Source organism: Candidatus Woesearchaeota archaeon, assembly GCA_018675335.1.
Lineage (GTDB): Archaea > Nanobdellota > Nanobdellia > Woesearchaeales > UBA11576 > JABJCP01.
Genome location: JABGYH010000006.1, coordinates 57524 through 83084 on the forward strand (window position 1 = coordinate 57524; position 25561 = coordinate 83084).

A 25561-nucleotide genomic window follows, 5' to 3' on the forward strand; every position below is an offset into this window, starting at 1 on the left:
CTGCAATACTCATCTCCTGCGTTTTCTAGACCTTGATTTAACTTGACTATCCCTCGATTTAACTTGACCCAATTCTCGTTTAATTATAGTATCAGCTAACTCATCAAGAGATGGACTTGTTTGAGGAATGGGTGCAAAAACAGTTTGAACTCCCACGTCTTCTAATTGCGAAAAAATTTCTAAAGGTTTGGGTTTTATCATAGGAGGTTTATGTCTAAAATCAAATAACGTTTGAGGATATGCTAAAACAAAATAAACCAGTTTATGTTGAGGAAATAATTCTTGTAATGGACGAAAAACTCTTTCAATTGCAGTCCCAGTAGAATGCTCATTATCCCACGCATTAATTCTAAAACGAGCTTTTGCAGATGCCTCCCCAATTAATAAATACTTTTGATTTTCAACATGGAGATATGCAAGCCCATCAAGTTCTGTTGTTTGAACACTATATGATTCTTGCAAATAAAATTCTGCAGGACTAGAACCATTACTTCTCAAAATAACAAATGATGTTGGACCATTATGTTTTAAAATAAATTGACCATTAGACCTACAAACATAACCTCTTCCTCTTCCTTTTTTTAATTCAGAAATTACTCCTTTTTTAATTTCAGCAGATTCAGCACCTAATTGTTGTTGCACATTAACAACTTCACCTAATGCATATTGCATCATAATTGATAAAACCCGCTCTCCTAAAAAGCCTTTCAAATTAGATTTAAATTCATCACCGCTAATACCATTAAGCTCTTTTTTTCTTTGCCAAAGAATTAAATCTGACCTCCCATATAATAATGCAGAAATAGGTCCCATATGCGCATAACGAGAATAACCCCCATCTAAATTGGCAATTCTCAAGTCAGGATTTAAAACAACCTGAACTCCATGATAATATTTTCGAGAACGACTATGTCTAAAAACTCCTGGCGTAAACGCATCAAATGGATCCATAAAAAAATTTAACTCAGAACTTTATTTAAAGGTTATTGACCACTCAATTAAACGAAAATATTTTTATTTCTAAACTGATCATAATTTCTTTCCAAAACGTTTATAAGATACCATAAATTTAATTACAATAATATTCTTATTACTAAATACTATTTAATTAAGTTTATGAGGGATTCAATATGAGTGAAAAAGTGAAAAAAGGAGATTTCGTGGAGATTGAATATACTGGAAGCATCAAAGAAGGTGGTTTAGTTTTTGACAGTACTAGTGAAGAAGAATCAAAGAATGCTGGAACTTATAATCCTAAAATGATTTATGGCCCAGTTAAAATTTGTATTGGTCAAAAACAAGTAATTCCTGGATTAGATGAAGTTTTAGATGGCGCAGATGAAAATCAAGAATCACAAATTACAATTAAAGCAGAAAATGCATTTGGTAAAAAAGACTCTAAACTTCTTAAACTCATGCCCGCGAGTAAATTTAAGTCTCAACAAATAAATCCTATGCCCGGACTGCAATTGAACATTGATGGCATGATGGCAACTATTAGAAGTGTTAGTGGTGGCAGAGTTGTCGTAGATTTTAATCATCCCTTATCAGGGAAGGAAGTATTTTACAAATATAAAATTCTAAAAAAAATTACAGATCCAAAAGAAAAAGTTAAAGGTTACTTAGCTTTAATTTTAAGCGCTAAAGAGAACCAAATTCAAGTTTCAATTACAGATTCAAAAGCAGAAATAACGCTTACAAAAGAAATTCCACAAGAATTTTTAACTGAACAAAAAAATAAAATTATTGAATTAATTCCAGAAATTAAAGAAATTGAGTTTAAAATTAATAAAGTAACAGAATCTAAATAAAAATAAATTATTTAATTAAAATTTTTTAAAATAATATTTCATTTATATATTTTTTAAATGCTTTTTTCTAGTATAAAAAGCAATTTAACAAATTTTATAAACTTCAAGAAAATCATTTTTGAATGAAAAAGAGGCAATGTATATTAACTTCCTAAAGGGGGTGGGGTAAGTGGATAGTTTTATTCGTGAAGTAACGCAAAGGAATCCTGAAAATTCTCAAATTAGAAAAGAATCCTCAATCAAAAATAGTGTTGATGATGAGTTAGAGGAATTTATAAAAAAACAACCTGCACGTATCAAAGTAATTGGATGCGGTGGCGGTGGAAACAACACGATTAATCGTATGAGTGAAGTTGGTATTCATGGTGCCGAAACAATTGCGATTAACACAGATGCTCAAGATCTACTTTATACTACAGCAGATAAAAAACTTCTTGTAGGAAAAGAAGTTACTGCAGGACTGGGTGCAGGATCTCAACCAAAACTGGGTGAAGAAGCAGCCAAAGAAAATGAATCTGAAATCAAAAAATTAGTTTCTGGTTCAGATATGGTTTTTGTAACTTGCGGTCTTGGAGGAGGAACTGGTACAGGTTCAGCTCCCGTTATTGCAGAAATTGCAAAAAAATTAGGAATCTTAACTGTTGCAATTGTCACAATGCCATTCTCAATGGAAGGGCAACGAAGATATGAAAACGCAGTTATTGGTTTAGAAAAACTTGAAAACATTGTGGATACATTAATTGTTATTCCTAACGACAAATTAATTGAGTTAGCTCCAGACCTGCCTTTAAAAACAGCATTTAAAGTTGCAGATGAAATTCTGACAAACGCAGTTAAAGGAATTGCAGAACTTGTTACACGAACGGGTCTTGTTAACTTAGACTTCGCAGACATTCGAGCAATCATGGGTAATGGAGGAGTTGCATTAATTGGTGTTGGAGAATCTGATACTGAAAATAGAGCAGTAGAAGCTGTTCAAAAAGCAATTACTAATCCACTACTAGATGTTGATATTGGTGGCGCTAATGGTGCTTTGATTAACATCCAAGGCGGACCTGACATGACTCTTGATGAAGCAAGAAAGATTGTTGAAGAAATTTCTGAAAAACTTGATGAAAATGCTAAGATTATTTGGGGAGCTCAAATTTATGACGACTTAAAAGATATTGTAAGAGCAATGCTTATTATTACAGGAGTTAAGTCAAATCAAATTTTTGGACCTGGTAGAAGTATTTCATCTAAAAAGCGTAAAGAAATTGAAAATGAATTAGGAATTGAATTTGTGGATTAAACCAAAACAAACCACACTCAGAATTCAAACAAAAATCTAATAATTCATTAATTTTTTTTATTTATTATCTTATTTAATTAATAAATCTAAATTTTAGTTATTAACTCTGAATTTCAAACATTTAAACACCAATTAATCAAAATTTGCTCTTTTTGATCTTAATTTGATAAAATAGGCTACAAATCCTTTTTTCTGGCCCAAACATTTAAAAACTAGATCAAAATATCTGAAAAAAAGGTTTAAAAAGGGAAAAAAATAAAAACCCTTATAAAAAAATCAGTTAATCATCATAATATAATAATAAAGATAAATATAATACTTTAAACAATTTATCATTGAGGTTTACTATGGCAATTAAGGATTGGGGTCCAAAAATCAAAGAATTTTTAAAAGAGAATCGTAGAGTGCTTAAAATCACTAAAAAACCAGGTAAAGAGGAATTTAAAACCATCGTAAAGGTTTCTGGTCTTGGAATGATTCTTATTGGCCTTATTGGGTTTATCATTGTTATAGTTAAACAATTATTGTTTTAAGGGGTACAAAATGTCTGATACTGAAATGCAAACACTAATTTTCGCTTTAAGAACTACTGCAAATCGTGAAGATCAAGTAATGGACTTCGTTTCTGCTAACTGCAGTAAGAAAAAATTAGAAGTTTACTCAATTATAAGACCTCACGGTATGAGAGGATATGTCTTTGTAGAAGCTAGAAGCAAAACTGATGCGGAACAAGCAGCACATAACATTCCATATGCTAGAGGAATATTACCAAAAGAAATTAATTATGCTGAAATTGAACACATGCTTGAACAAGTTAAAAGAGATCTAAATATCAAAAAACATGATATTGTTGAAATTATCTCAGGACCGTTCAAACGTGAAACTGCAAAAATTACAAGAATTGATGAGTCTAAAGAAGAAGTAGTAGTAGAACTTATTGAAGCAGCAGTTCCAATTCCAATTACTCTTAAAACTGATGCAATTAAAGTTATCAGAAGAGAGTCAGATGAATAAAATATAGATCATAAATAATGAGGATAGAAAATGGCTAAAGAGACTGTAGAAATTTTAATTGAAGGTGGTAAAGCTACAGCTGCTCCTCCACTAGGACCAGCTTTGGGACCTATGGGTGTTAATATTGGGCAAGTTGTTGCAGACATTAACAAAAAGACAGCTAGCTTTAAAGGAATGCAAGTTCCAGTAAAAGTTAATATTGATAAAGATACTAAAGAGTACACAATCACAATTGGTACTCCTCCAGCGTCCGCACTTGTTAAACAAGAATGTGGAATTAAAAAAGCAGCATCCAATCCTAAAGTTGAGCAAGTTGCAGATCTTAGAATTGAACAGGTCATTAAAATTGCTAAAATGAAAGAAGATGCACTTCTTGGAAAAGATCTTAAAGAAAAAATGAAAGAAATTCTTGGTACTTGTCGTAGTATGGGAGTTTATGTTGAAGGAGTTAGAGCTCAAGAAGCAATTGAATTAGTTAATAGTGGAAAATTTGATAAAGAAATCAAAGAAGAAAAAACTGATTTAAGTGTTGAAGAACAAAAAGAGTACGAAGAAGAACAAAAACAACTTCAAGACGACATTAAAAACAAGCGTGCTGAATATACACTTAAAGCTAAAAATATTTTAGCAACTATGAAAGGTAAATCTAATAAGGAAATTGAAGCTAAAATGAAAGAATCATTAATTCCTGACCCTATAATTAAGGAAAATTTACCTGACGAAGATGCTAAAGCTAAGAAAAAATAATTAGCAAATATTTATGCTAATTAAAAATTTTTTAAATTAAAATTTTTTCATTATTTCTTATTTTTTTATTATAATAACTTAATTCTAAAAAAAAACTCACTTATCTAAAATTTATTAGTTTACACTAGATTAGATGCTAACATCATCAGTAATACAATTAATCAACTTTGTTAATCAAACAAATTTGCATCAATACAAATATAATAATTAGAAATAACTTGAAAACAAAATAAATAAACTAAAATAAATATTGCTTGATAGTTTAATAATTGTATTCATCGCTTTCTTTAAGATCAGTACCACATTCAGCACAGTACGCATCCACATCTGAAACATCAATACCGCAAAAGGGACATTCTTTTGGATCCTCTTTTTGTGTTGGCATTTTTAAATTAACCTCTATTTTTCAAATAATATCTGATATTTAATTATTTTTTATTAATAAATCAAATTCAGTTGAATAACCAAAATACTAGACTTCTATGTTTTTAAAAGTTTGTATTGTTTTAAAAACAAAACTCAATATTTAATGATACAAAAACATACTAACTTGAAACAACTCATTATCTATAGAATATGAGTATTTATGCTTTTATCGCACTAATTTTACCTTTTAGGCTTAGCCCCATCTGAACTCATAGACTCAGATTCTAAAGAATCAACATCCACAGATTCAGTTTTGGCTTTTGCTTTCTCTTTAAGTTCTTTGAATTTTTGCTTACTCTTTTTGAATAGTTCAGATCCGAGTGACTTTCCTTCTTCTTCTAATACTTCTTTAGCAGTTATAATTTGTTTTCTAACAACTTCGCTCCATTCTTGTAAAACTAAATCAACATTAGAAATTTTACCTCCCCAACCATCTAAAAATACCATATCAACTAAACGATATTTACCTGGTTTTTTTGCGTGTACTCCTTCACCCGAATATCCTATTGTTAGAATAACTTGAGGTCGTGCATATTTGGGAATATTCAAAAGTTTGGTTATTTTATCTTCATCAAAAGCCCCAACCCATGCAGTTGAAAGTCCTTGATCAGTTGCTGCAACAATCATATTTTCTGATGCTGCCGCAATATTTTGTATTGAATATAATTTTTCTCCACGTATACCATAAAATCTTTCTGATTTTTTAGGTTCCGCACAAATAATAATATGAACTGGTGCTTCTTCCATCCAAAATTGTTTCATGCAAGCTTCAGCAACCGCTCTTCTTTTTTGTTTATTAGTAACTACAATAAATTTCCAATCTTGCAAATTTCCTGCAGACGGAGCCATAGAACCTGCCAATAAAATATTACCAACTTTTTCCCATTCAATTGGAGAATTAAGATATTTTCTACAAGTACGTCTCTTTTCTATTGCTTCAAATGTTTCCATTATATTAAATCAGGATTATTTTGTTTATAAATGTTTTTAAAAAGATTATAGAAAATATTACTCAATTGTAAAAATTGTAAATAAACTAACCCCTCCTCCAACATTTACAACTAATTTAATTTACAACTAATTTAAATTGCCAATTTCATCAACTAGATTAATATCAACCAAATTAATATCTAAAAAGATATTTAAATAACTCTGATTTATCACTTTTTATTATGGATTATTCAGAGCTTGCAAATCTTTATGAAAAAGTAGAACAAACTAGCAAAAGATTAGAGAAAACTTTTCTAGTCTCAAAACTATTAAAACACACAAATATTGACGAACTTGCAATGATTCTGTTACTTATTCAAGGGAAAATTTTTCCTCCCTGGGATGAACGAAAATTAGGAATATCAACAAAATTAGTTATCAAATCAATTAACAAAAGCACAGGAATTCCAAGTAACGAAATTGAAAATCAATGGAGAATACTTGGAGATTTAGGAAAGACTGCCGCAGAATTAGTAGAACACAAAAAACAAGTTACGCTTTTCCAACAAAAAAATACAGTAAAAAAAGTTTTTGATAACTTAAGAAAACTTCCAACTCTTGAAGGTTCAGGTTCTGTTGATAGAAAAATTGGTTTAATTTCTGAACTTCTTACAAGTGCAAGTCCAAAAGAAGCAACATTCATAGTTAGAAATGTTTTAGAAGATCTTAGAGTGGGAATTGGTGAAGGAGTACTACGCGATGCAATTACTTGGACTTATTTTGAAAACGAAATTAAAGCAAATTATGATCCAGAAACAAAAGCAATTACTCCTGATAATCGAGAAGAATATAACAAATATGTGGGCGCAGTCCAAGAAGCATTTGATATTACTAATGATTTTAGTAAGGTTGCAAAGATTGCAAAAGAACAAGGAATCGAGGGATTAAAAAATATTCAGTTAATACCAAAAAATCCAATTAAAGTAATGTTATATCAAAAAGCTAAAGATATTGAAGATGCATTTGAACGTGTTGGAAGACCTGCAGCAATTGAATTTAAGTATGATGGATTCAGAATGCAAATTCATAAATCACTTTCGTCAGATACAACTGAGAGTAAAATCACAATTTTTACAAGAAGACTTGAAGATGTAACTCCTCAATTTCCTGAAGTTAAAGAATATGTAAAAGAAAATATTACTGCAGATCAATTTATTATTGATTGTGAAGCAGTTGGTTTTAATTCAGATATTTCAACTCAAAATCCAGAAAAAATAGAATATTTACCATTTCAAAAAGTGTCTCAAAGAATTAAAAGAAAATATGACATTCAAAAAATGGCAAAAGAGTTTCCAATAGAACTAAACATTTTCGATATCATAAGCTATGACGGAGCTAACTTAACTAAAGAACATTTTACTAAACGTAGAGAAATTCTTGAAAAAATAACTAACCAAATACCTAAAAAAATTGTTCTTTCAAAAAAGATCATAACTGATAATAATCAAGTTGCTCAAGAGTTTTATGATAGTGCGCTAAAACAAGGTCAAGAAGGAGTAATGTTCAAAAATTTAGATGGAATATACAAACCAGGTAGTAGAGTTGGTTTTGGAGTTAAAGTAAAACCAGTAATGGAAAGTCTTGATTTAGTAATTGTGGGTGCCGAGTGGGGAACTGGAAAACGTAGTGGCTGGCTTACAAGTTTTACTCTTGCATGCATTGATCCTGATACTGGAGACTTTTTAGAAATGGGTAAAGTTGGAACTGGAATTAAAGAATTAAAAGAAGAAGGAATAAGTTTTAATGAAATAACTGAACTTCTAAAACCTCACATCATTCAAGAGAAAGGAAGAGATGTTAAAATAAAACCAGTTGTGATAATCGAAGTAAATTATGAAGAAATCCAAAAGAGTATTAATTATAATTCTGGATTTGCATTGCGATTTCCAAGATTTACAAGACTTCGAGATGAAAGAGGAGCAAATGAAATAAGTTCAATAGAAGACATTGAAGAATTATTTCACTCTCAGCGAAGTAGAGGATAAAAAAATATAATTCTTAATAAAATAAACACAATAATTAAAATAATAAAAACAAAAATATAAAAAAAATATGGTAAAAACGAATAATAAATATAATAAAAAAAATAATGATATCCTGCTAAAAGATTTTAAACAAACTTAAAAATGAGGTGTTGAGATGATAAATAAAATAAAAGGTGTATTCGAAGTTGAAAAAAAACTTGATGAAATAACAAAAAAAGTAGAAGAACATACAAATACGGTTGAGTCTCATTCTAAATCAACTACTGATTTGATTAATGAAATACAAAAATTAAAATCAGAAATTACAGAATTAAAAGATGAGCATAAAACAACTAATGATGAAATGAAACAGTCCCTAACACAAATAAATGAAACTAATGAAAATATGAAAAAAGAGTTATATGATCTTAAACTCATCAAGGGACAAATCAAAACAAATTTAGTTCAAGAATTAACTCAAACATTTAGATCAGATTTACAAGAAAGAACGCAAAAAATTGACGTCGAAATAAAAAATTATCAAGATGCAAAAGAAGAATTACAAAAAGTCTTATCACAAATTAATTCAGTTAACTCAGATATTACTAAGTTTACAAATATTTCAAAAAAAATTAGTGAAACTGATTTTAATTTAACTAATTACACAAAAGAAATTGTCAAAACTGATCAAGAAAAGCTTAGATTAATGTCAGAAATTGATAAACTTAAAACTTTATTATCTAAAGAACGCAGAAACAGACCAAGACATTAATATATGCATACACATATACAATACTAAATTTTTTTACTTTTTATTTAATCGTATTCTAGTTTTTTTTCTAACCAACTCAACACCCAAAAATCCTTTTTTAAAAAATAGCAGGAAACTAATCACAATTAAAATTAATAACACAATAATTCCAAAAATAAACAAATATTCAATAACTCCTAAATTAAAACTAGCTCCAAATTTATTTGAAAGATTATCCGAATCAAAATAAACAGATAAATTTTCTGCATCTAAATCAGATTCAACCATCAACAAATTATCAAAAACTTCTTCTGATACTAAAAAACTAGTGTTAATTAAACTGAAATTATTACCCTTAACATCCGCATCGCCAACAGTAATGCCCTCAAAAACATTATCACTTGCAATTTGAACTCCCTCACTCACAACAATTTTTACTTTAACTCCTAAACTTGGAATTAAACCAACCAATTGTTGGGTAGAACTAGGTTTAATAATTAAAACACTTTCATATAATCCAAATTTCAAATCTGTTGGAATTGTGCAAGTTATCAAAACTTTTTGAGTACTATTTGCTTCAATAATTCCTTTTCGTGGAAAAAAATCATAACAATCAAAACCAGTAACAAGTATTTCATAACTTAATTCAAACTCATTAGAATTAATCAAGACTATTTCTCGACCATAAGTTCTATTAATTACACTTTCTTCAAAAAATAATTTATTTGGACTTACGCCAATACTCATCGCAAAAACAAAACTACTATTTAATAAAATTAAAACAAAAAAAGCCAACCAAAAAATAAATAAAAAATTAAAAAATTTTAAAATTTTATAACCCAACAAATTCATTCTGAAACTCCTACCACCAATGCAGTTCCTTGATATGTCCCACTCATTGCTTGACTTGGCACAAATAATCTAAAACTCAATGGTATAAATTGATTGAGCCCACACTCTAAAATTTTTGAAGAAACAACAAAAGAATCAAGCGTTCCATCAATACCTAAATTAAAATCATTTCCAAGCACGAATTCTAAATTTTTTGAAGAAATTTCAGTTATAATACTTCCATCACCATCCAAATCAGAATCAATATCAGAACCACCATCCGAACCACCATCTGATTCACTACCTGAATTAATTGTTAAATTAGTTCCAATCAAACCAACACTTAAATTAGTATTGCCTATATTTTGAATGGTGGGATTATTAGTTTCAAAATTTGAGTCTCCAAGTATTTCAACATAGGTTCCAAGTATTGCTTGTTCAAATAATAAATAATTAACATCCAAACTTAATGCAGACAAAGATAATATTTCAATTGAATAATTAACATAATTAACTGAATAATTATCTTCACAAAAAATGCTCAAATTATATGTTCCTTCCGACAAGTAATAGTCCAAATTAAATTCTCCGCCAGCAACAAATGAAGAAGAATTCAACTCTTCTAAAAAAATCAATTCAGAATAAATATTTAATTTCTCATTTTCAACAAAACACGAGTCCACATCCAAAAAACCATTCAAATCAGTAACGGTTAAATTCAAACCTATTACTTTTTCTCCCCCTGGATTAAGAAGTATTTCAGCATTTTCAATTAATTCTTCATAATCAAACAAAATTAAATTAGACAATATTGGTTCTGAATTTAATATTTCCAATTCAATTTCAATTTCAACACTAGAATTATATAATGAAGAATTTGAAGAATTTGAAGGAATTATGGGTTCAGTTAGATTAGTTGAGTTAGATTGATTAAAAAAGAAACTAGAGTTTAACAAATTCGGATAACTACCAAAAAAGTCTGCAGAATTATTATTTGAATCATTAAATAAACTAGTTCTTTGTAAACTAAATCCCTCCGAAACACCAATGGAAGAATTCCCCTCAAAAAGCCCTTCACCAATTTCAGTTTCAAGACCCCAACCAACAGAATCAATAATTATCCCATCTAAAACTAGAGCAACCCCTGCATCAGAGTTAGAAAGAGTAAATGATTCTTCATAATTAGAAGTTGACCAGGAAATATTATCTTTATTTTCATCCCAGCCTAAATCAGTTAAAAGTAAAAATTGATTTGGCAACAATAACAAATCCACATCTGAATTATCAAATACTAAATCTTCATTTGAACTTTCTGTTTTAATAACATATCCTGACAAATTCACAACTTCGTTGGTTGGATTAAATAATTCTATTGCCTCGCCGCCAGTCTCTGAACTTATCGGGTTGTAGTATACTTCACTAATAACAATGTAATCTAACGCGGCAAAGGCGATAGGGGTAAGAGAAGAGGCAATAAAGAAAAATAGAATTAGAGTAACAAATTTTTTTATTAGTTTGGTTAGCAACACATCAAACATTTTTTTCACCTCAAACAAATTTTAATTTTTTAATTTTCACTTATTAAATTTGTATTAACTCTTCCCCCGCGACAAAAAGAGACATATGTTTAGTAGTCATACGTCTTAAAATAGTTTCAGTAGAAAAATCCAGAAAAAATATTAAACAAACCGAAAAATATTCAAATAACAATTAGCTAAATCACCCCATCTAACTTAGTCTTTAAAAAAAATTCAATTTAATAATATAATTATAATACTAATCCTATAAATTTTCAAAAAATATCTAAAAAATATAATGTCAAAAACTATGCATTTTATATATCACCTCTTTTTTCCACAGTGAGCTTCCAAAGAGAAAACAAAAATAAAAAAAATAAATTTAACCTGAATCTAGACGAGAAAAAAATAATAAATCATCAAAAAGTCTAAGATTTCATGGAGGGCGAAGAAAATGAATCCATTTACAAAATATATAGCATTACCTGCAGCAGCAATTGCATTAGCCGCTACAGCTTATTTAACACAAGAAAGAACTGCAATGGCGCATGCACCAAAAAACCCAACTGCAACATATCAAGCAAAAGGTCCTGAATATAAAAATTCACAAGAAATTAGTTTTGGACCAACCTTAGTAACTAGAACTGGCTTAATCCCCCTTCAAGAATCAATTCATTTTGAACCAACATTAGTAACTCGAAATGGATTAGTTGAAATTACAGAAGCAGAAGTTGCAAAAATCGAAGCGAGTAGTAGAGATATTTAAATTTTAAATTTATTTAATTTTTTAAAATATTAAATAATTTTTTATTTTTTTTAAATTTTTCTAAATTAACTAAACTCTAACAAAAAATAAATGCCCCTGCCGGGAAAATCGACAAACAACCAATTCTAGTTATTATATTTTCGAACCCGGGTTACAAGATGTTTACAAAATAAATCAAACAAACATTTAATTCATATTGCCGCAATCTCGCGTCCTATCCAGGCTAGACTACAGGGGCAATTTTATTAATTATCAAATCAAATAAATTAATTATTTAAAAACCTTCTCCCCTGCATTAAACAAATTAAAATAGCCAAAATCTAAAAAAAATAACTCATTTAAGCAAAATATTCAAAATAATCACTAAAAAAGTAAAAAATTCTCCAATTAATCATATAACCCCCTAAACCATACCTCTAACTTGTTTGGAGGGCAAAAAAATGGCAAAAAACCTAGAAAAAAAAGTAGAAGAAACTGTCACCTCAAGAGGAAGCACACGTTATCCAGATGATGACCGAAGAGTTCCAGATGCAGAACCATTTGAAGCAATAACATACACAGGACCTAGTTATCCTGACGACGATAGAAGAACGCCCAACAGAACTGTGTTTAAACAAGGAGCACATATTTACTCAGAGGGAAATTGGTATAGCTCAGGAGAAGAATACTGCGGACCTAAATACCCCGATGACTAACAAAATATAACAACTACAAATAAAGAACCAGGCATAAAGAAAACAATACTAAAAAATTATTTTTTATTTCTTTATAGCAATAGTACTAGGACTTCTTCTACCAACGCAAGGACCATCAATTACTTCAAAACCAACAGTTTTTAATCCTTTGCGAACAGCACTAGCGCAACTATAAGTCATTAATCGTCCGCCTTTTTTTAATACGCGATACACTTGAGAAAAAACTTCTTCAGTCCAAAGTTCGGGACATTTTTTTGGCGAAAACGGATCAAAATATACTAAATCAAAACTATTTTTTTCTAAATCAATAATACTTTTACAAGCATCATCAACAATTAATTTTATTTTGCAATTTTCAAATGTAACAACTCGTTCTCGATCAGAAAGAGTTACCAATTTTTTAAAAAATGAATAGCACTTAAAATTACTTTCAACATTTAAAATTTCATTTAAAATTTTTTCATCATTTTCAAGTCCAACAATCTCAATTTTTGCACCTTTAAAATAATCTATTGCACATGCAGAATTATAACCTAAACCAAAACAAAAGTCAAGAATTTTAACTTCAGAAAATCCCTCAAGTTTTGATGGTTCAACAAACTTTTTTAACGCTTCTTCTTCTGCACCAGTATTACTATGATATGTTTCATCATACTCAGAATTATGAAAAGTTATTGACCCATCATTTGTTTTTATTTTTTTAAGATCCATTTTATAATCAAATATATTCAAACTATTCTATTCTTTTCTAATTTTTGCAATAAAAAATCCTTCAGTATCATTATCTTGAGGCCATATTCTTAAACATTTTTTAACTTCATCACTGTAAACTGCACCTTCAAATTCAACAATTGCAGGAGATCGATTAATATCTAACTCAATTTCTTCAACGCGAGCATTGTCAAACTTTTTAAGTAAAAAATCTACGACCTCCTCATTTTCTTCAGGTTCAAGCGTACACGTACTATAAACTAAAACTCCTCCTGGTTTTAAAATATTAAAACCATGTTCCATTAACTCTTTTTGAATTTTTGATATTTTTTGTATTGTTTTAGGATTCCAGGTAATAACAGGTGACGCACTTTTTCTAATTGTGCCTGATGCAGAACAAGGTGCATCAATTAAAACTTTATCAAATTCTAAATTAGGAATTTTTTGTCCTTTCATATTTGTTATTGAATAATTTGTAAGCCCACATCTTTGAACATTAAGTCCTAACGCCATAATTCTTTGCCAAGTTAATTCATTTGCAACTATGAATCCTTTATTTCTCATCTGACATCCTATTTGGGTAGTTTTTGATCCTGGTGCAGCACACATATCAAGTACTAACTCGCCTGGTTTTGGATCAAGTACTACAGGAGGAATCATCGACGCTGCTTCTTGAATATAAACATAACCTAAAGTGTGTTCGAGTAAATTTCCCAAATCAGTTCTTTCCCCATAAACCCAAAAACCCTCTTTACAAAAGGGAATTGGTTCTAATTTAAAATTTTTTTCAAGTCTCTCTTTAATTTCAGCAACTGATTTTTTTAGAGTATTAACTCTTAATGACTTTCGCAAATATGAACAACTATATTTTTTAAAAACTTCTATATCAGTTAATTTAGAATACCGTTCTATCATTTTTGGTTTCCATTCAAGTTTTGCAATGTTTGGATTTTCTACTAATTCTACCATTTTTATTTACTCTACATTTAATTTAATCATTTTACGAGTCAAAAAATAAAAAAGTTCATTTTCATATTCTCGAGCAACGTATTCGAATCCTAGTCGATTAAACATTCTTTGAAAGCCTCCCCTTCGTTTAACTTTCATATTTTGATTTTTTAGCGTTTTTGTTGAAAAACTTATTACTAATTTAGCACAATTCAAATTATTAATTATTTGCTCTGCTTGTTTTTTATCAATTAAATCAAATGTTTTCCAGATTAGTACCAAATCATACTTTTGTTTAAATAATTTATGACTCACAGAATCAAAATCAGATATGTCTAAAACATGAGCCTGACCTTTAAATTTTTTATTCTTTGAAGAAAATACATCAAAAAAATCATTTAAATTTGAAACATCAGTTTTATTTAATTCACAAGCAGAATAATCTAAACTTTTAACTCCACAATCAAAATAAAAAATAGAAGATAATGGATTATATCCACTCGCAAGATCCAATAATTTAATATCAGATTTAGAAACAAAATCAACTAACTCAGAAATTAAAGAATCATAAAATTTAATTCGTTCTTTTGTTGATAAATGTAATTTCATTAAATCTTTAACGGAGGAGTTAGTGAAATCAAAAGACAATAATTGTTCTGAAAAATTTGTCTTAAAAAATGCAGGAACAAAAAACTGACCATAAATTCGATTTAAATCATTTCTAACCAACTTAACAATTTGTTTGAATAATTTAGATTTACTAATTTTATCAATATTTGCAGATTCGATAAACTGAATTAATTTTTTATCTGAATTAATTACTAACTTAACTTTTTCAAGGACAATAGAATCATCTAATTTTGATAATTGTTTTTTCTTTTTGATTTCAACTACAATTAAATTTAAAATTTCAAAGTTCATTTAAATCACAATTTTTTTAACCATATAAGGTCCTTCTTTTTTATATCCTATTTTTCGATAGTATTCACGAACACCAATTCCCGAAATTACCACAAGTTTATGTCTGCCTTCTTTAAGTGCAATCTCTTCTGCTTTATTCATAAGCTTCTTGCCAAGACCTTTATGTTGTGATTCTTTTTTAGTGGAATCACCAACTGCAACAGCAGATCCATAAACATGAAGTTCTCGAATGAGCGCAGAATCAAGAGTTATTTCTTTTCTCATACTTTTTTGAGGAATTCTTAATCTACAAAATCCAGAAATAACATCATGTGTTACATCTTCAATTGAAATAAAATATTCTTTACCACCGTTAGCTACATATTCTCTAACAACAAGTTGTAATTTATCAATTTGTTTTGCACGTCCAACTTCTCGGCAACGAATACACTTACATTTTATTTTTTTGTTCGCACAGTACTCATGAACATATTGTCTTAAATTAGATTTATCAACTCCTCCAACAGATCTGTTAGGAGGTATATCTCTTTGAACTCTCATAACTCGACAATACTCAGGAATGTATCGTTTAAATTCACCTATTAATTCAATTGCTTGATCAGTATTTATTGGTTTAAACTTTTTTTGTTTCATTAAATTTTCAAGTTTCGTACCTGGCATCACCATACAAGGATATATTTTTATCATATCAGGCTTAAAATCTTCTGAATCAAATAATTGTTTAAATCCATTTAAATCTTTTATACTGCTTGACCCTGGAAGTCCAATCATATAATGAAAATTTAATTTAAATCCTAAGTCACGTAATTCTTGTATTGATTTAATCGAATCAGAAACACTATGTCCCCTATTCATTTTTTCTAAGACATCATCATATACTGATTGTATCCCTATTTCAACTCTTGTTGCACCCAATTCTAACATTTGATTTCCATACTCTAATGTGCCATAATCAGGTCTAGTTTCAATAGTGAGTCCCACACACCTTATTTTTGTTTTTTCATTTCTTTTTTGTTCGGTTTTAAGTTCAACTGTTCGAGCCAATTGCAATTTATTAATTTTAAAATGAATTTTCTTTAATCGATCAGAAGACCCTACATCTCCTGGAAGTTCAAAAAACTCTTTAAATTTTTCAAGTTTTAATTCTCCCCCTCTAAAAAACATACTTGAAAAATCATTCATTGCTTGAAAGCAGGAAGTAATAAATTCTTTTTGATATTTTTTTGAAACAGATATAAATGTTCCACCCATCACAATTAGTTCAACTTTGTCAGGAACATGTCCTTGAACAATATATTGTTCTAATCGATTAAATACTTGAATGTATGAATTAAATCCACCACGAACTCCCCTCATCGTTGCAGGTTCATGCCCAGTATAACTTTGAGGAACATCTCCAAAAATTGAGTCTACACCTCCCGGACAAATAGAACACTTCCCATGGGGACATTTATGCGGTTTAGACATCACTGCAACCACTGCAACTCCGCTTATTGTTCTTGTAGGTTTTGATTGAATAAATTTTTTTATTTTATTTAATTTAGAACGAGGAGTGTTAAGTATAACTTCAATATCAGTAGGTATTTTTTTCTTTTTATATTTTTGACAAAGTTTTATTTTTAATTTAGCGATTTTATCTTTAGATAAGCTTCCTTTTCCTATTTCTTCCACTAATTCTGCATAATACTGTAAGTCTTTATCCATACGTCTTAAAAACGCCATCTAATTTATAAGCTTTTCTTGCTTAAAAAGTCAATAATACTACAAAAATATAAGAGAAAAAAACATAAAAAAAAATTAATATGTATTACTCACCACATATAACTCACAATATAACACGCATAATATACTGCACACCACACTCAATAAATTAAACTTCGGATCGGCCACTTAATTTCCAAATAAATTTAATTAATTCGCCGAATATGAATACGCTCGAAGTAACTCCCACAATAATTACCCAATCAAAAACACCTAAACTTACTGTTTTAAATAAAGCACTTAATGGAGTATAAATTACAACTAGTTGCAATACAATTGATATTACAACAGCATAAATTAATTTCATATTTGAAAAGATTCCAACCTTGAACAAAGATGATTCTTCTGCTTTTGAGTTAAATACATTCCACATCTGAAACATCATAAGCGCACAAAAAGCAACAGTTCTAGCATAATCCATCCCATACTTAAAATTATAATAAGTAAACAATGCTAATGTTCCAACCATCATTATAAGTCCCACAAAAACCATGAATACTGCTCGAGGTTTATCAATAATTCCTGACTCAACTTTTCTTGGTTTTCTTTTCATAATATCTGGACTTGGAGGATCAACACCTAAAGCTAACGCAGGCAATCCATCAGTTGTTAAATTAACCCATAAAATTTGAAGAGCAATTAATGGTAAAGGAAGCCCTAATAATATTGCAACAAATATTGTTAACACTTCACCAAGATTACAAGATAATAAATATTCAACAAATTTACGAATATTATCAAATATATTTCTTCCTTCTTCAACCGCACTTACAATCGATGTAAAATTATCATCCAAAAGAATCATCTCACTTGCTTCTTTTGCAACATCAGTCCCACTTATGCCCATAGCAATTCCTATATCTGCTTTTTTAAGAGCGGGAGCATCATTTACTCCATCCCCAGTCATTGCAACAATATGTCCTTTCTTTTGTAATGCTTCTACAATCTGTAATTTATGTTCCGGATTAACTCGAGCATATATTGAAATTTCATCTACTTGTTTTAATAATTCTTCAGAACTCATATCATTTAATTCTGAACCCATTATTGCTTTACCTTCTATTCCTAAAGCTTTTCCAATTGCAACTGCAGTCTTCAAATAATCTCCAGTAATCATCACAACTTTAATTCCCGCAGTTCTACATTTGGCAATAGATTCTTTTACTTCTTTTCTTGGAGGATCAATCATACATTGCATCCCAACAAAAACAAGATCTTTTTCATAATCTTCTTTTTTTGTATTATCAGTTATTTCTTTAAATGCAAATCCCAAAACTCTTAATGCTTGTGAAGAAAATTCATCATTTTTTAAAAGTAATTTCTTTTTCATCTCTCGAGTAATTCTTTGTCTTTTTTCACCAATCCAAATATACTCACAATTATCAAGTATTACATCAACCGCTCCTTTGACATAAACTACTTTGCCATTATCAGTTTTATGAACTGTAGTCATTCGTTTTCGCTCACTTGAAAAGCCTACTTCATCAACACGAGGATATTTTTTATTTAATTCAGAATAATCAAGTCCTGCTTTTAACGCTGCGGTTAATAAACAACCTTCTGTGGGATCACCCATACATTCCCATTTTTCTCGATTTAATTTTGCATCATTATTTTGTGCACCTATTTTTAAAATAAGTTTTAATTTTTCTGAAGCTATACTAAATTCACCTTCAGGCTGATATCCATCACCCGAAACAGAAATTTCGCGATCATCATAAAATATTTTTTTTACAGTCATTTGATTATGTGTCAAAGTTCCTGTCTTATCACTACAAATTACAGTTGTGGCTCCTAGCGTTTCTACACTTGGAAGATGTCTCATTAAAGCGTTTCGTTTTAACATTCTTTGAACGCCTAATGCCAAAGCGATTGTGACTACTGCAGGTAATCCTTCAGGTATTGCTGCTACTGCAAGAGATATTGCTGCAAGTAACATTTCAACTGCACCTTCACCTTTCAAAAAACCAGTAATGAATGTGATTATTGCAATTACCACAACTAAAATACCGAGTGTTTTTCCAAGCTTTTGTAATTTTAACTGAAGAGGTGTAAGATTTTTTTCTGCATGTTGAATTAAATGTGCGATATGTCCAATTTCAGTTCGCATTCCAGTTTCACAAACTATTGCTTTTCCACGACCATTAGTAATTACAGTTCCAGAAAAAATCATATTTTTTCGATCACCAATAGTAACTTCTTTATCAATTACAAATATTTTTTTAGTCACAGGAACTGATTCTCCAGTAAGTGCTGCTTCTTCAATATTCAAATCAACTGCCTCTATTAATCTACAATCTGCAGGCACTTTTTCTCCTGTTTCAAGAATTAATATGTCTCCAGGAACGAGTTCTTTTGCATCAATTTTCACATGATGGCCATCCCTAAAAACTGTCGCTCTTAAACTAGACATCTTTTTTAATGCTTCAATTGATTTTTCCGCTTTAAATTCTTGTACAAATCCTAAAACAGTATTTAACAATAAAATTATTGCAATTACAACTGCATCCACTACTTCAGAAACTAACAATGAAATTATTACTGCTCCAATGAGTATCCAAACAATAGGTGAATTAAATTGAGATAATAAAATATGCACCCAATTTTCTTTTGATCCTTCTTCAAGTTCATTTGTTCCAAATTCATCTAACCTATTGGTTGCATCTTTAGATGATATTCCTTTTGGAGAACTAGTCAATTTTAAAAAAACTTCCTGTAAAGGTAATTTATACCAATCAGTTTTAGGCGTTGAATTTTGTTTGGATTTTGTTTTCGGAGACATTTTAATTTCCTCAGATAATTTTAAAAAATAAAATCAATAAAAAAAGTCAATAAATAAAATAAATAACTAAAATCAATAAAAAACGCGATAAAAAAAACGCACAAATATTAAAAAAAAATAATAGTAATAAAAATAATAATAAAAAGAAAAATTTAAAAATTAGACAATTAATTTTTCTACTTGTTTTTCTTCCAAATGATTTACCCAATCATTAATTAAAGAATACCTAACCAGTCTACTCATTAACGATTCACCAATATCTCTCCTTTCATAAAGCATGTTTATTGAATTATCATCTTCTTCTTCAACTACTTCATATACTGCAACTTTAAAAATAAATCTTGCAGATTCTTTATACAATTGAGAATGTGACATTAATTCGTAAAGTCCTTTTTTGAATGGAACTTCAAAATTAATTAATCTTGGTAAACCAACTGCCTGTCTAAAAAAAGATCCCTGAAAAATAACATCAGCATCTGATTTTAAATCTAAATAATTAGTTTTTGGATCATCTAACTTAAGAAGTAATTGTTCTAATTCAGAATCAAATTTATATGGCACATAACGAGCATCCACTCTTTGACGTAAATAAACCAATCTTTCTTCAAGTGTGCTGCTGCCATCATCAAACGTTTTATTATTATCCACTGTATTTTTAATTGATCTATAATTTAAAACCATTTGTTCCCTTAAATTCATTAATTGTACTCCCCTAACAGAATATTTAACTAATTGTAATTGTTGTTCACCAATTTGTCTGAAGAATCTATCTTGCACAATATCTTTAAAGCCTACATCATGATCCAGAGATTGTTGTAAGTCATTTTCCATATCAATTCTAAGGTTGCCCTCCATTCGATATAATTCCTGATACACAACTAAATCTTTTACTTCTTTTGCTTCTTGATCAAGTGCATCTTCTAAAGATTCTAAACCATCAATATTTTGTTCTAATTGTTCAATATATAAGTCATTTTGTAAATTAGAAAAGTGTATTGCAAAAAAAGAATAAACTGAAATAAGTACTACTGCAAAAATAACTGTATACACAATTGAATGTGATAAACTTTTTGTAGCATCTTTAAATGGATGTTTTGGATCAAAAAAGTAAACATAATAATATTTACTGAAGAAAAAATACAAAAATACTGCCGGCAATAAATACCAAACAATCACACTAATAAATCCCATAAAATTTGCTGAAGGAATTAATGCAATTAAAAACAATAGTATTAACGCAAGTGCTAATGCCAGGGTATGCGAGTATATCATTCTCCACGATATCTCAACTAAATCATATTTTTTATCATGTTTAAAATATATTAAAACTGAAGTTATAAATGACACTAAAAATAATGCAAATACCACCCAACTCCAAATATCATTAAATATTAACAGAGTTATTATTAATGGCAAAAATAATACTGAAATTATCATCACACAATCATACGTCCTATGCCCATGAAAATGAAGTCCATGAACAATCAATAGCACAGCAGATAATGAAATAAAATAACCAATCAGTGCTGGCGAAAAGAAAATTAATGATAGAGCAAATAATGAAAGCATAAAAATTATAATATGCATTCTTTCTTCGCCAAAACTTCTAGTAAAATATTGATCAAAACTTTTTTTAGCTTTTTCCTGATTAGAATTTTCAGGAGCACTTACGCGAATCTCAGTTTTTCTTGCTCTTCCTTTTGGCTTCACAGGTTTTTTCAAAGATTTTTGTTTAGAACTTGCTTGTTTAGTAGCAGTTTTTGATTTTACTTTGGTAGATTTTTTTTTGACTTTGGATTTCATTTTTTAAACCTCTTTTTCAATGAATAATTTTAATAAATAAACAAAATACTTCAATAAATTAATTAAATAAAATTTTATTTAATCACCTAAATCTATTGTTTCACCTAAGCTCGGAGCACAAACATCATATTCTTTTACTTTAGCCCATTCTAAAATCTCATTTAACGCCTCAGGATCACCATGCATTAAGATAAGTTTTTTTGGATTAATATTTCTTATCAAATCTTTTATTTCTGCTTGATCAGAATGTGCTGAAAAATCAAATTTATCTAATTGACAATTAACTTTTTTTCTGTGCCCATCAATATATACGCAACCTTCTTCCATCAGTAATCTACCATTAGTAGCTTCTGCTTGATAACCCGTTAGAAGTATTGAATCTCGATTATTTTTATACGTTTCTTTCAAATAAGAAAGTATTGCACCACCAGTAAGCATTCCTGACGTTGTTACAATTATTGATTGACGTCTAAGAACTTTTTTTCTCATCTTACCATCAACTTTTATTGCTTTATTAAACATTTTTTGTAATTTTTTTGAATCTTTTAATGTTTCAGGACACGCAAGCATTATTTCTGTTGCTTTTTTAGCCATACCATCTAAATATATGTTTATTCCCATTTTATCATAATCAGAAACATTTTCAGCAAGCATCAATAAAATTTCTTGTGCACGTCCAACTGCAAAAACAGGAATTAATACATTCCCTCCTCGAGCTAAAGTAGTAGATATTACTTTCAAAAATCTATTAACTTCAGTTCTTCTAGGAGAATGAATTCTATTACCATATGTTGTTTCAGTTATTAATACATCAACATCACTTAAATCCCTCTTAACATCAACACTCGGAGGATTTAGTAAACAAGTTTCACTTGCTTTTATGTCCCCCGTATAAAAAATTTTTTTATATTTTGAATGACTTGTTTCAACTAAAATAGACGTACTTCCAGGAATATGCCCTGCATCATAAAAAGTAAAATCCAAATCACCAATAGTTCCTTCTTCTCTTAATTTTACTCGACGCATAAAATCAAGTGCTTTGTAAATATCATTTTTTTCATAACCTAAATCTTGAAATGATAATTTCCCTACTTTAAATGAGTCTGTTAATAATAATCTACAAATATTTTTTGTAACTTTAGTGCAAAAAATTGGACAATTAAGTCCATTGTGATCCAAATAAGGTAACGCCCCACTATGATCTACGTGTGCGTGAGATAAAAAAACTGCATCAATCTGATCAAGATTATTCAAGTTTATCGGATATGCAGTTCCTTCAGGTTCAATCATGATTCCACTATCAAATAAAACTTTTGTTCGACCAGTGTCTAGTTCTACACAACTTCGCCCTACTTCTCTCGCACCACCATGGAATGTTAATTTCATTTTTTATTCACCATTTAATTGTTTTCTAATTTCTTGAGCATATAATGTCCTATTTATTTCAGCTTTTGAAACTTTTCCACCAAATAAATTCATAAGTTTAGTTCTAAATCTTGGATCATCATATCGATTTCCAGTTAAACTTGCAGCCAATTTTAAGTATTGAACTGAAGAATTAGCATTAGGTAATGCCGTCGAAACAGGTGCTGTATGAGCTAATGATTCCAAAACTTTTAAATCATCAGGAATTACTGCAAGTATAGGAACTTCAGTTGATTTTTCAATTTCTGATAAATTTAATTCAAAGTTTTTTCTTCGATGTTTATTTACGATTAATCCACTAATGGGAGTTTTTTTATCTTTTGCAATTTGTATTGCTTTCATAGTACAACTCAAAGTTGGATAATCAGGAGAAGTTACAACCAATATCTCATCAGCAGCCATTATCGCAGATAATGTTTCTTCATTCATTGCAGGCGAAGAATCAACTATAATAAAATCATACTGACTTTTCAAATCAATTATTCTATTTCTTAATTTATACGGATTTATTCGTTTATCTTTTAATGATGCAGTTAAAATATGCATGCCTGACGAATGTGCAACTAATGCTTGAGAAACAGGAACTTCATCTGCTAAAACTTCATTAAGAGTATATTCTGGGTCAACAATACCTACATGAAGTCCTAAATTAGGCGCAGAAAAATTTGCATCAACAACTAAAACATTTTGTCCAAAATGTTGACTAAGTGCTGCCCCAAGATTCAAAGTAGTAGTGGTTTTTCCAACTCCCCCTTTTACAGATATTACACTAATAATCTTTCCTTGTTTAGTTGATCCAGTTTTACTGCTACGACTTTGTTCTGCGTTCGCTCCCTCTTTTTGTCCAATCATCATTCACCCTCTTTTTCAACGCGATTAATTCCATTCGAAATTTATCTAACAACATAATCAAAATATAAATAATATAATTAATTACAGTATATAATCTTTATTATGTTTTCCTCTTTTTTTTAGATTTATTTAATTTATCTGACATTTCACTTCCATTTGCATTTTTTACATTTTTTGACATTGCTTCTTCGAGTTCTATATACCATTTTTTTGTTTTTACATCTAATTGAAACACTATTTCATATTTTTTATCAGATTCTAATGCAAATAGAATTGGTTTAGGTATTGTTGTCTCAAATGAACTTCCTCTTTTGTAAATTTTTCGCCTAAATTGTATCATTTAACCATTCTCCTCAACCAAAAAAATAATTTAATCAAACAAACCAAAAATACTTATTTTTGTACTTACTTAAAACACATTTAAAACAATACTAAATAAAGTATAACTTACTTATAAAAATACTTATTTATATTTAAATCTTTCCAAAAATAATCACAGTTTAAAAAAAAAAGAACTAACAATACTCAAACATAATTTCAACAACCAATAAACAAATAACTAATACTAAGAAAACAATAAAATCACAAGAATACAATAAAATTTATTCAGAATTTTTTTCAATTCGCTTAATTCTTTCAAATTTAAGTCCAACTTCTTCTAAAAGATCAGTTACTTTTTGTTTAAATTCACCAAGACCTTTCCAATCAATCACAATCATTTCAGTTTTACAATCACTTTTTTCAATAGCATTACGCAACAATTCCAAATCTAATTTATCTAAAGCATATTTTGGACAAATATGGCCAACAGCATAATCTGTTCTAAATACTAATTTTTCTGCAGGTTGACTATAATGCCCCCCACCAAGAACAATTACACATTCAAATTCAGGAGGATTTGTTTCCAATAAATAAATAATAGTATCTGCAAGAATTTTTCCAGCAAGTTTGTTAATCCAACTATCATTAGATGATCCTATCTCAATAAATAAACAAGGAGTGTTAATTTCAGGGCCATGATGCGTTACTTCTTGCATCACTTCATAATCAGTTTCTGCAGATAATTCTTTTAATTTTAAAAGAGCTTGTTTCATCATTCTAGGCATAGAATTACATAAAAATCTTGATCTTCCTCCCGCAGCAGCACCCCCCCAATTTCCAGGAACATGCACACAAAGACTATGAACTCCCGCTTCAGATTGATGTTTTGTTGCAAATATTATTTTATCCACATCAAAACCAGATTGTTTTATTTCAGAATCAATATGTTCACAAGAAATAGAATCATTATCAGTTGTAAAAAATCTAACTACATTTAACTCTGTTTTGAATTCGTAAACTAAATGATTATGAAACTTAAAATCCAACGATTCAAACCTGCCAGTTTCAATCAAACATTCTTTAATATTCATTCCAGCTTGATCTTGAGTCGATACAATTATTGCAACATTCATAATAATAAATCAAATTTACTGTCATTTATAAATTTTTAGAATAGAATTTCAAATAACTCTCAATTTAACAAACTAAAAAAAAAAAAAAAAAAAAAAAAAAA

Annotated in this window: 24 protein-coding genes and 1 tRNA gene; 9 read left to right on the forward strand and 16 right to left on the reverse strand. The window is 29.3% G+C overall.

The window, feature by feature from the left end; all coding sequences use genetic code 11:
• Window positions 1–9 precede the first annotated feature (9 nt).
• The gene (locus tag HN587_04200) at window positions 10–951 is read right to left on the reverse strand and encodes a hypothetical protein (GenBank protein MBT7903044.1); all 942 of its coding nucleotides are present in this window, start codon (window positions 949–951) and stop codon (window positions 10–12) included.
• 179 nt (window positions 952–1130) lie between these two features.
• Here HN587_04200 and HN587_04205 point away from each other — a divergent pair, with 179 nt between their 5' ends.
• From HN587_04205 to HN587_04225, 5 genes are all read left to right on the forward strand, one after another.
• Window positions 1131–1811, forward strand: a complete 681-nt coding sequence (locus tag HN587_04205) for a peptidylprolyl isomerase (GenBank protein MBT7903045.1) — start codon at window positions 1131–1133, stop codon at window positions 1809–1811.
• A gap of 169 nt (window positions 1812–1980) precedes the next feature.
• Window positions 1981–3102, forward strand: coding sequence for a cell division protein FtsZ (gene ftsZ, locus HN587_04210; protein ID MBT7903046.1), 1122 nt, complete (start codon window positions 1981–1983; stop codon window positions 3100–3102).
• A gap of 347 nt (window positions 3103–3449) precedes the next feature.
• Entirely contained in the window at window positions 3450–3635 is a 186-nt protein-coding gene (locus HN587_04215; GenBank protein MBT7903047.1) for a protein translocase SEC61 complex subunit gamma, read from the forward strand.
• Window positions 3636–3645: 10 nt separating this feature from the next.
• Window positions 3646–4116, forward strand: a complete 471-nt coding sequence (locus HN587_04220; GenBank protein ID MBT7903048.1) for a transcription elongation factor Spt5 — start codon at window positions 3646–3648, stop codon at window positions 4114–4116.
• A 30-nt stretch (window positions 4117–4146) separates the two neighbouring features.
• Window positions 4147–4863 carry a 50S ribosomal protein L11 gene (locus tag HN587_04225; GenBank protein MBT7903049.1) on the forward strand — a complete coding sequence of 239 codons (717 nt, stop codon included), beginning with the start codon at window positions 4147–4149 and terminating at the stop codon, window positions 4861–4863.
• A 262-nt stretch (window positions 4864–5125) separates the two neighbouring features.
• On the opposite strand, the gene HN587_04230 is transcribed toward HN587_04225, so the two are convergent.
• Window positions 5126–5248 (reverse strand): zinc-ribbon domain-containing protein, encoded by a 123-nt coding sequence (locus HN587_04230; GenBank protein ID MBT7903050.1) that lies wholly within the window; start codon window positions 5246–5248, stop codon window positions 5126–5128.
• Window positions 5249–5469: 221 nt separating this feature from the next.
• Window positions 5470–6240, reverse strand: coding sequence for a hypothetical protein (locus HN587_04235; GenBank protein ID MBT7903051.1), 771 nt, complete (start codon window positions 6238–6240; stop codon window positions 5470–5472).
• A 221-nt stretch (window positions 6241–6461) separates the two neighbouring features.
• Here HN587_04235 and HN587_04240 point away from each other — a divergent pair, with 221 nt between their 5' ends.
• On the forward strand, window positions 6462–8264 hold the full coding sequence (locus HN587_04240; GenBank protein MBT7903052.1) for an ATP-dependent DNA ligase: 1803 nt from the start codon (window positions 6462–6464) through the stop codon (window positions 8262–8264).
• Window positions 8265–8418: 154 nt separating this feature from the next.
• Window positions 8419–9015, forward strand: coding sequence for a hypothetical protein (locus HN587_04245; GenBank protein MBT7903053.1), 597 nt, complete (start codon window positions 8419–8421; stop codon window positions 9013–9015).
• A 33-nt stretch (window positions 9016–9048) separates the two neighbouring features.
• On the opposite strand, the gene HN587_04250 is transcribed toward HN587_04245, so the two are convergent.
• Window positions 9049–9789: a hypothetical protein gene (locus tag HN587_04250; protein MBT7903054.1), complete on the reverse strand. Its 741-nt coding sequence runs from the start codon at window positions 9787–9789 to the stop codon at window positions 9049–9051.
• A 53-nt stretch (window positions 9790–9842) separates the two neighbouring features.
• Window positions 9843–11363: a lamin tail domain-containing protein gene (locus tag HN587_04255; protein MBT7903055.1), complete on the reverse strand. Its 1521-nt coding sequence runs from the start codon at window positions 11361–11363 to the stop codon at window positions 9843–9845.
• A 433-nt stretch (window positions 11364–11796) separates the two neighbouring features.
• Between HN587_04255 and HN587_04260 the strand changes: the two genes are divergently transcribed.
• Window positions 11797–12108 (forward strand): hypothetical protein, encoded by a 312-nt coding sequence (locus HN587_04260; GenBank protein ID MBT7903056.1) that lies wholly within the window; start codon window positions 11797–11799, stop codon window positions 12106–12108.
• A gap of 91 nt (window positions 12109–12199) precedes the next feature.
• Here HN587_04260 and HN587_04265 read toward each other — a convergent pair.
• Window positions 12200–12346 (reverse strand) — tRNA-Arg (locus HN587_04265).
• Between the two features lie 202 nt (window positions 12347–12548).
• Between HN587_04265 and HN587_04270 the strand changes: the two genes are divergently transcribed.
• Window positions 12549–12803, forward strand: a complete 255-nt coding sequence (locus HN587_04270) for a hypothetical protein (GenBank protein MBT7903057.1) — start codon at window positions 12549–12551, stop codon at window positions 12801–12803.
• Between the two features lie 63 nt (window positions 12804–12866).
• Here HN587_04270 and HN587_04275 read toward each other — a convergent pair whose 3' ends face one another.
• The 10 genes from HN587_04275 to HN587_04320 all read right to left on the reverse strand — a co-directional run bounded on the left by HN587_04275 (window position 12867) and on the right by HN587_04320 (window position 25460).
• On the reverse strand, window positions 12867–13514 hold the full coding sequence (locus HN587_04275; GenBank protein ID MBT7903058.1) for a hypothetical protein: 648 nt from the start codon (window positions 13512–13514) through the stop codon (window positions 12867–12869).
• A 27-nt stretch (window positions 13515–13541) separates the two neighbouring features.
• The gene (locus HN587_04280) at window positions 13542–14483 is read right to left on the reverse strand and encodes an RsmB/NOP family class I SAM-dependent RNA methyltransferase (protein MBT7903059.1); all 942 of its coding nucleotides are present in this window, start codon (window positions 14481–14483) and stop codon (window positions 13542–13544) included.
• A 6-nt stretch (window positions 14484–14489) separates the two neighbouring features.
• Window positions 14490–15383, reverse strand: a complete 894-nt coding sequence (locus HN587_04285; GenBank protein MBT7903060.1) for a hypothetical protein — start codon at window positions 15381–15383, stop codon at window positions 14490–14492.
• Complete coding sequence (locus HN587_04290; protein MBT7903061.1) at window positions 15384–17087, reverse strand: tRNA uridine(34) 5-carboxymethylaminomethyl modification radical SAM/GNAT enzyme Elp3; 1704 nt, start codon at window positions 17085–17087, stop codon at window positions 15384–15386. It abuts the gene before it with no gap.
• 166 nt (window positions 17088–17253) lie between these two features.
• Complete coding sequence (locus HN587_04295; protein MBT7903062.1) at window positions 17254–19926, reverse strand: calcium-transporting P-type ATPase, PMR1-type; 2673 nt, start codon at window positions 19924–19926, stop codon at window positions 17254–17256.
• Window positions 19927–20085: 159 nt separating this feature from the next.
• Window positions 20086–21729, reverse strand: a complete 1644-nt coding sequence (locus tag HN587_04300; protein ID MBT7903063.1) for a hypothetical protein — start codon at window positions 21727–21729, stop codon at window positions 20086–20088.
• Window positions 21730–21807: 78 nt separating this feature from the next.
• A complete protein-coding gene (locus tag HN587_04305; protein ID MBT7903064.1) occupies window positions 21808–23115 on the reverse strand; it encodes an MBL fold metallo-hydrolase in 1308 nt (435 codons plus the stop codon).
• Window positions 23116–23118: 3 nt separating this feature from the next.
• On the reverse strand, window positions 23119–24006 hold the full coding sequence (locus HN587_04310; GenBank protein ID MBT7903065.1) for an AAA family ATPase: 888 nt from the start codon (window positions 24004–24006) through the stop codon (window positions 23119–23121).
• 100 nt (window positions 24007–24106) lie between these two features.
• The gene (locus HN587_04315) at window positions 24107–24346 is read right to left on the reverse strand and encodes a hypothetical protein (protein MBT7903066.1); all 240 of its coding nucleotides are present in this window, start codon (window positions 24344–24346) and stop codon (window positions 24107–24109) included.
• A gap of 262 nt (window positions 24347–24608) precedes the next feature.
• Window positions 24609–25460, reverse strand: a complete 852-nt coding sequence (locus HN587_04320; protein ID MBT7903067.1) for a D-tyrosyl-tRNA(Tyr) deacylase — start codon at window positions 25458–25460, stop codon at window positions 24609–24611.
• Window positions 25461–25561: the final 101 nt, after the last annotated feature.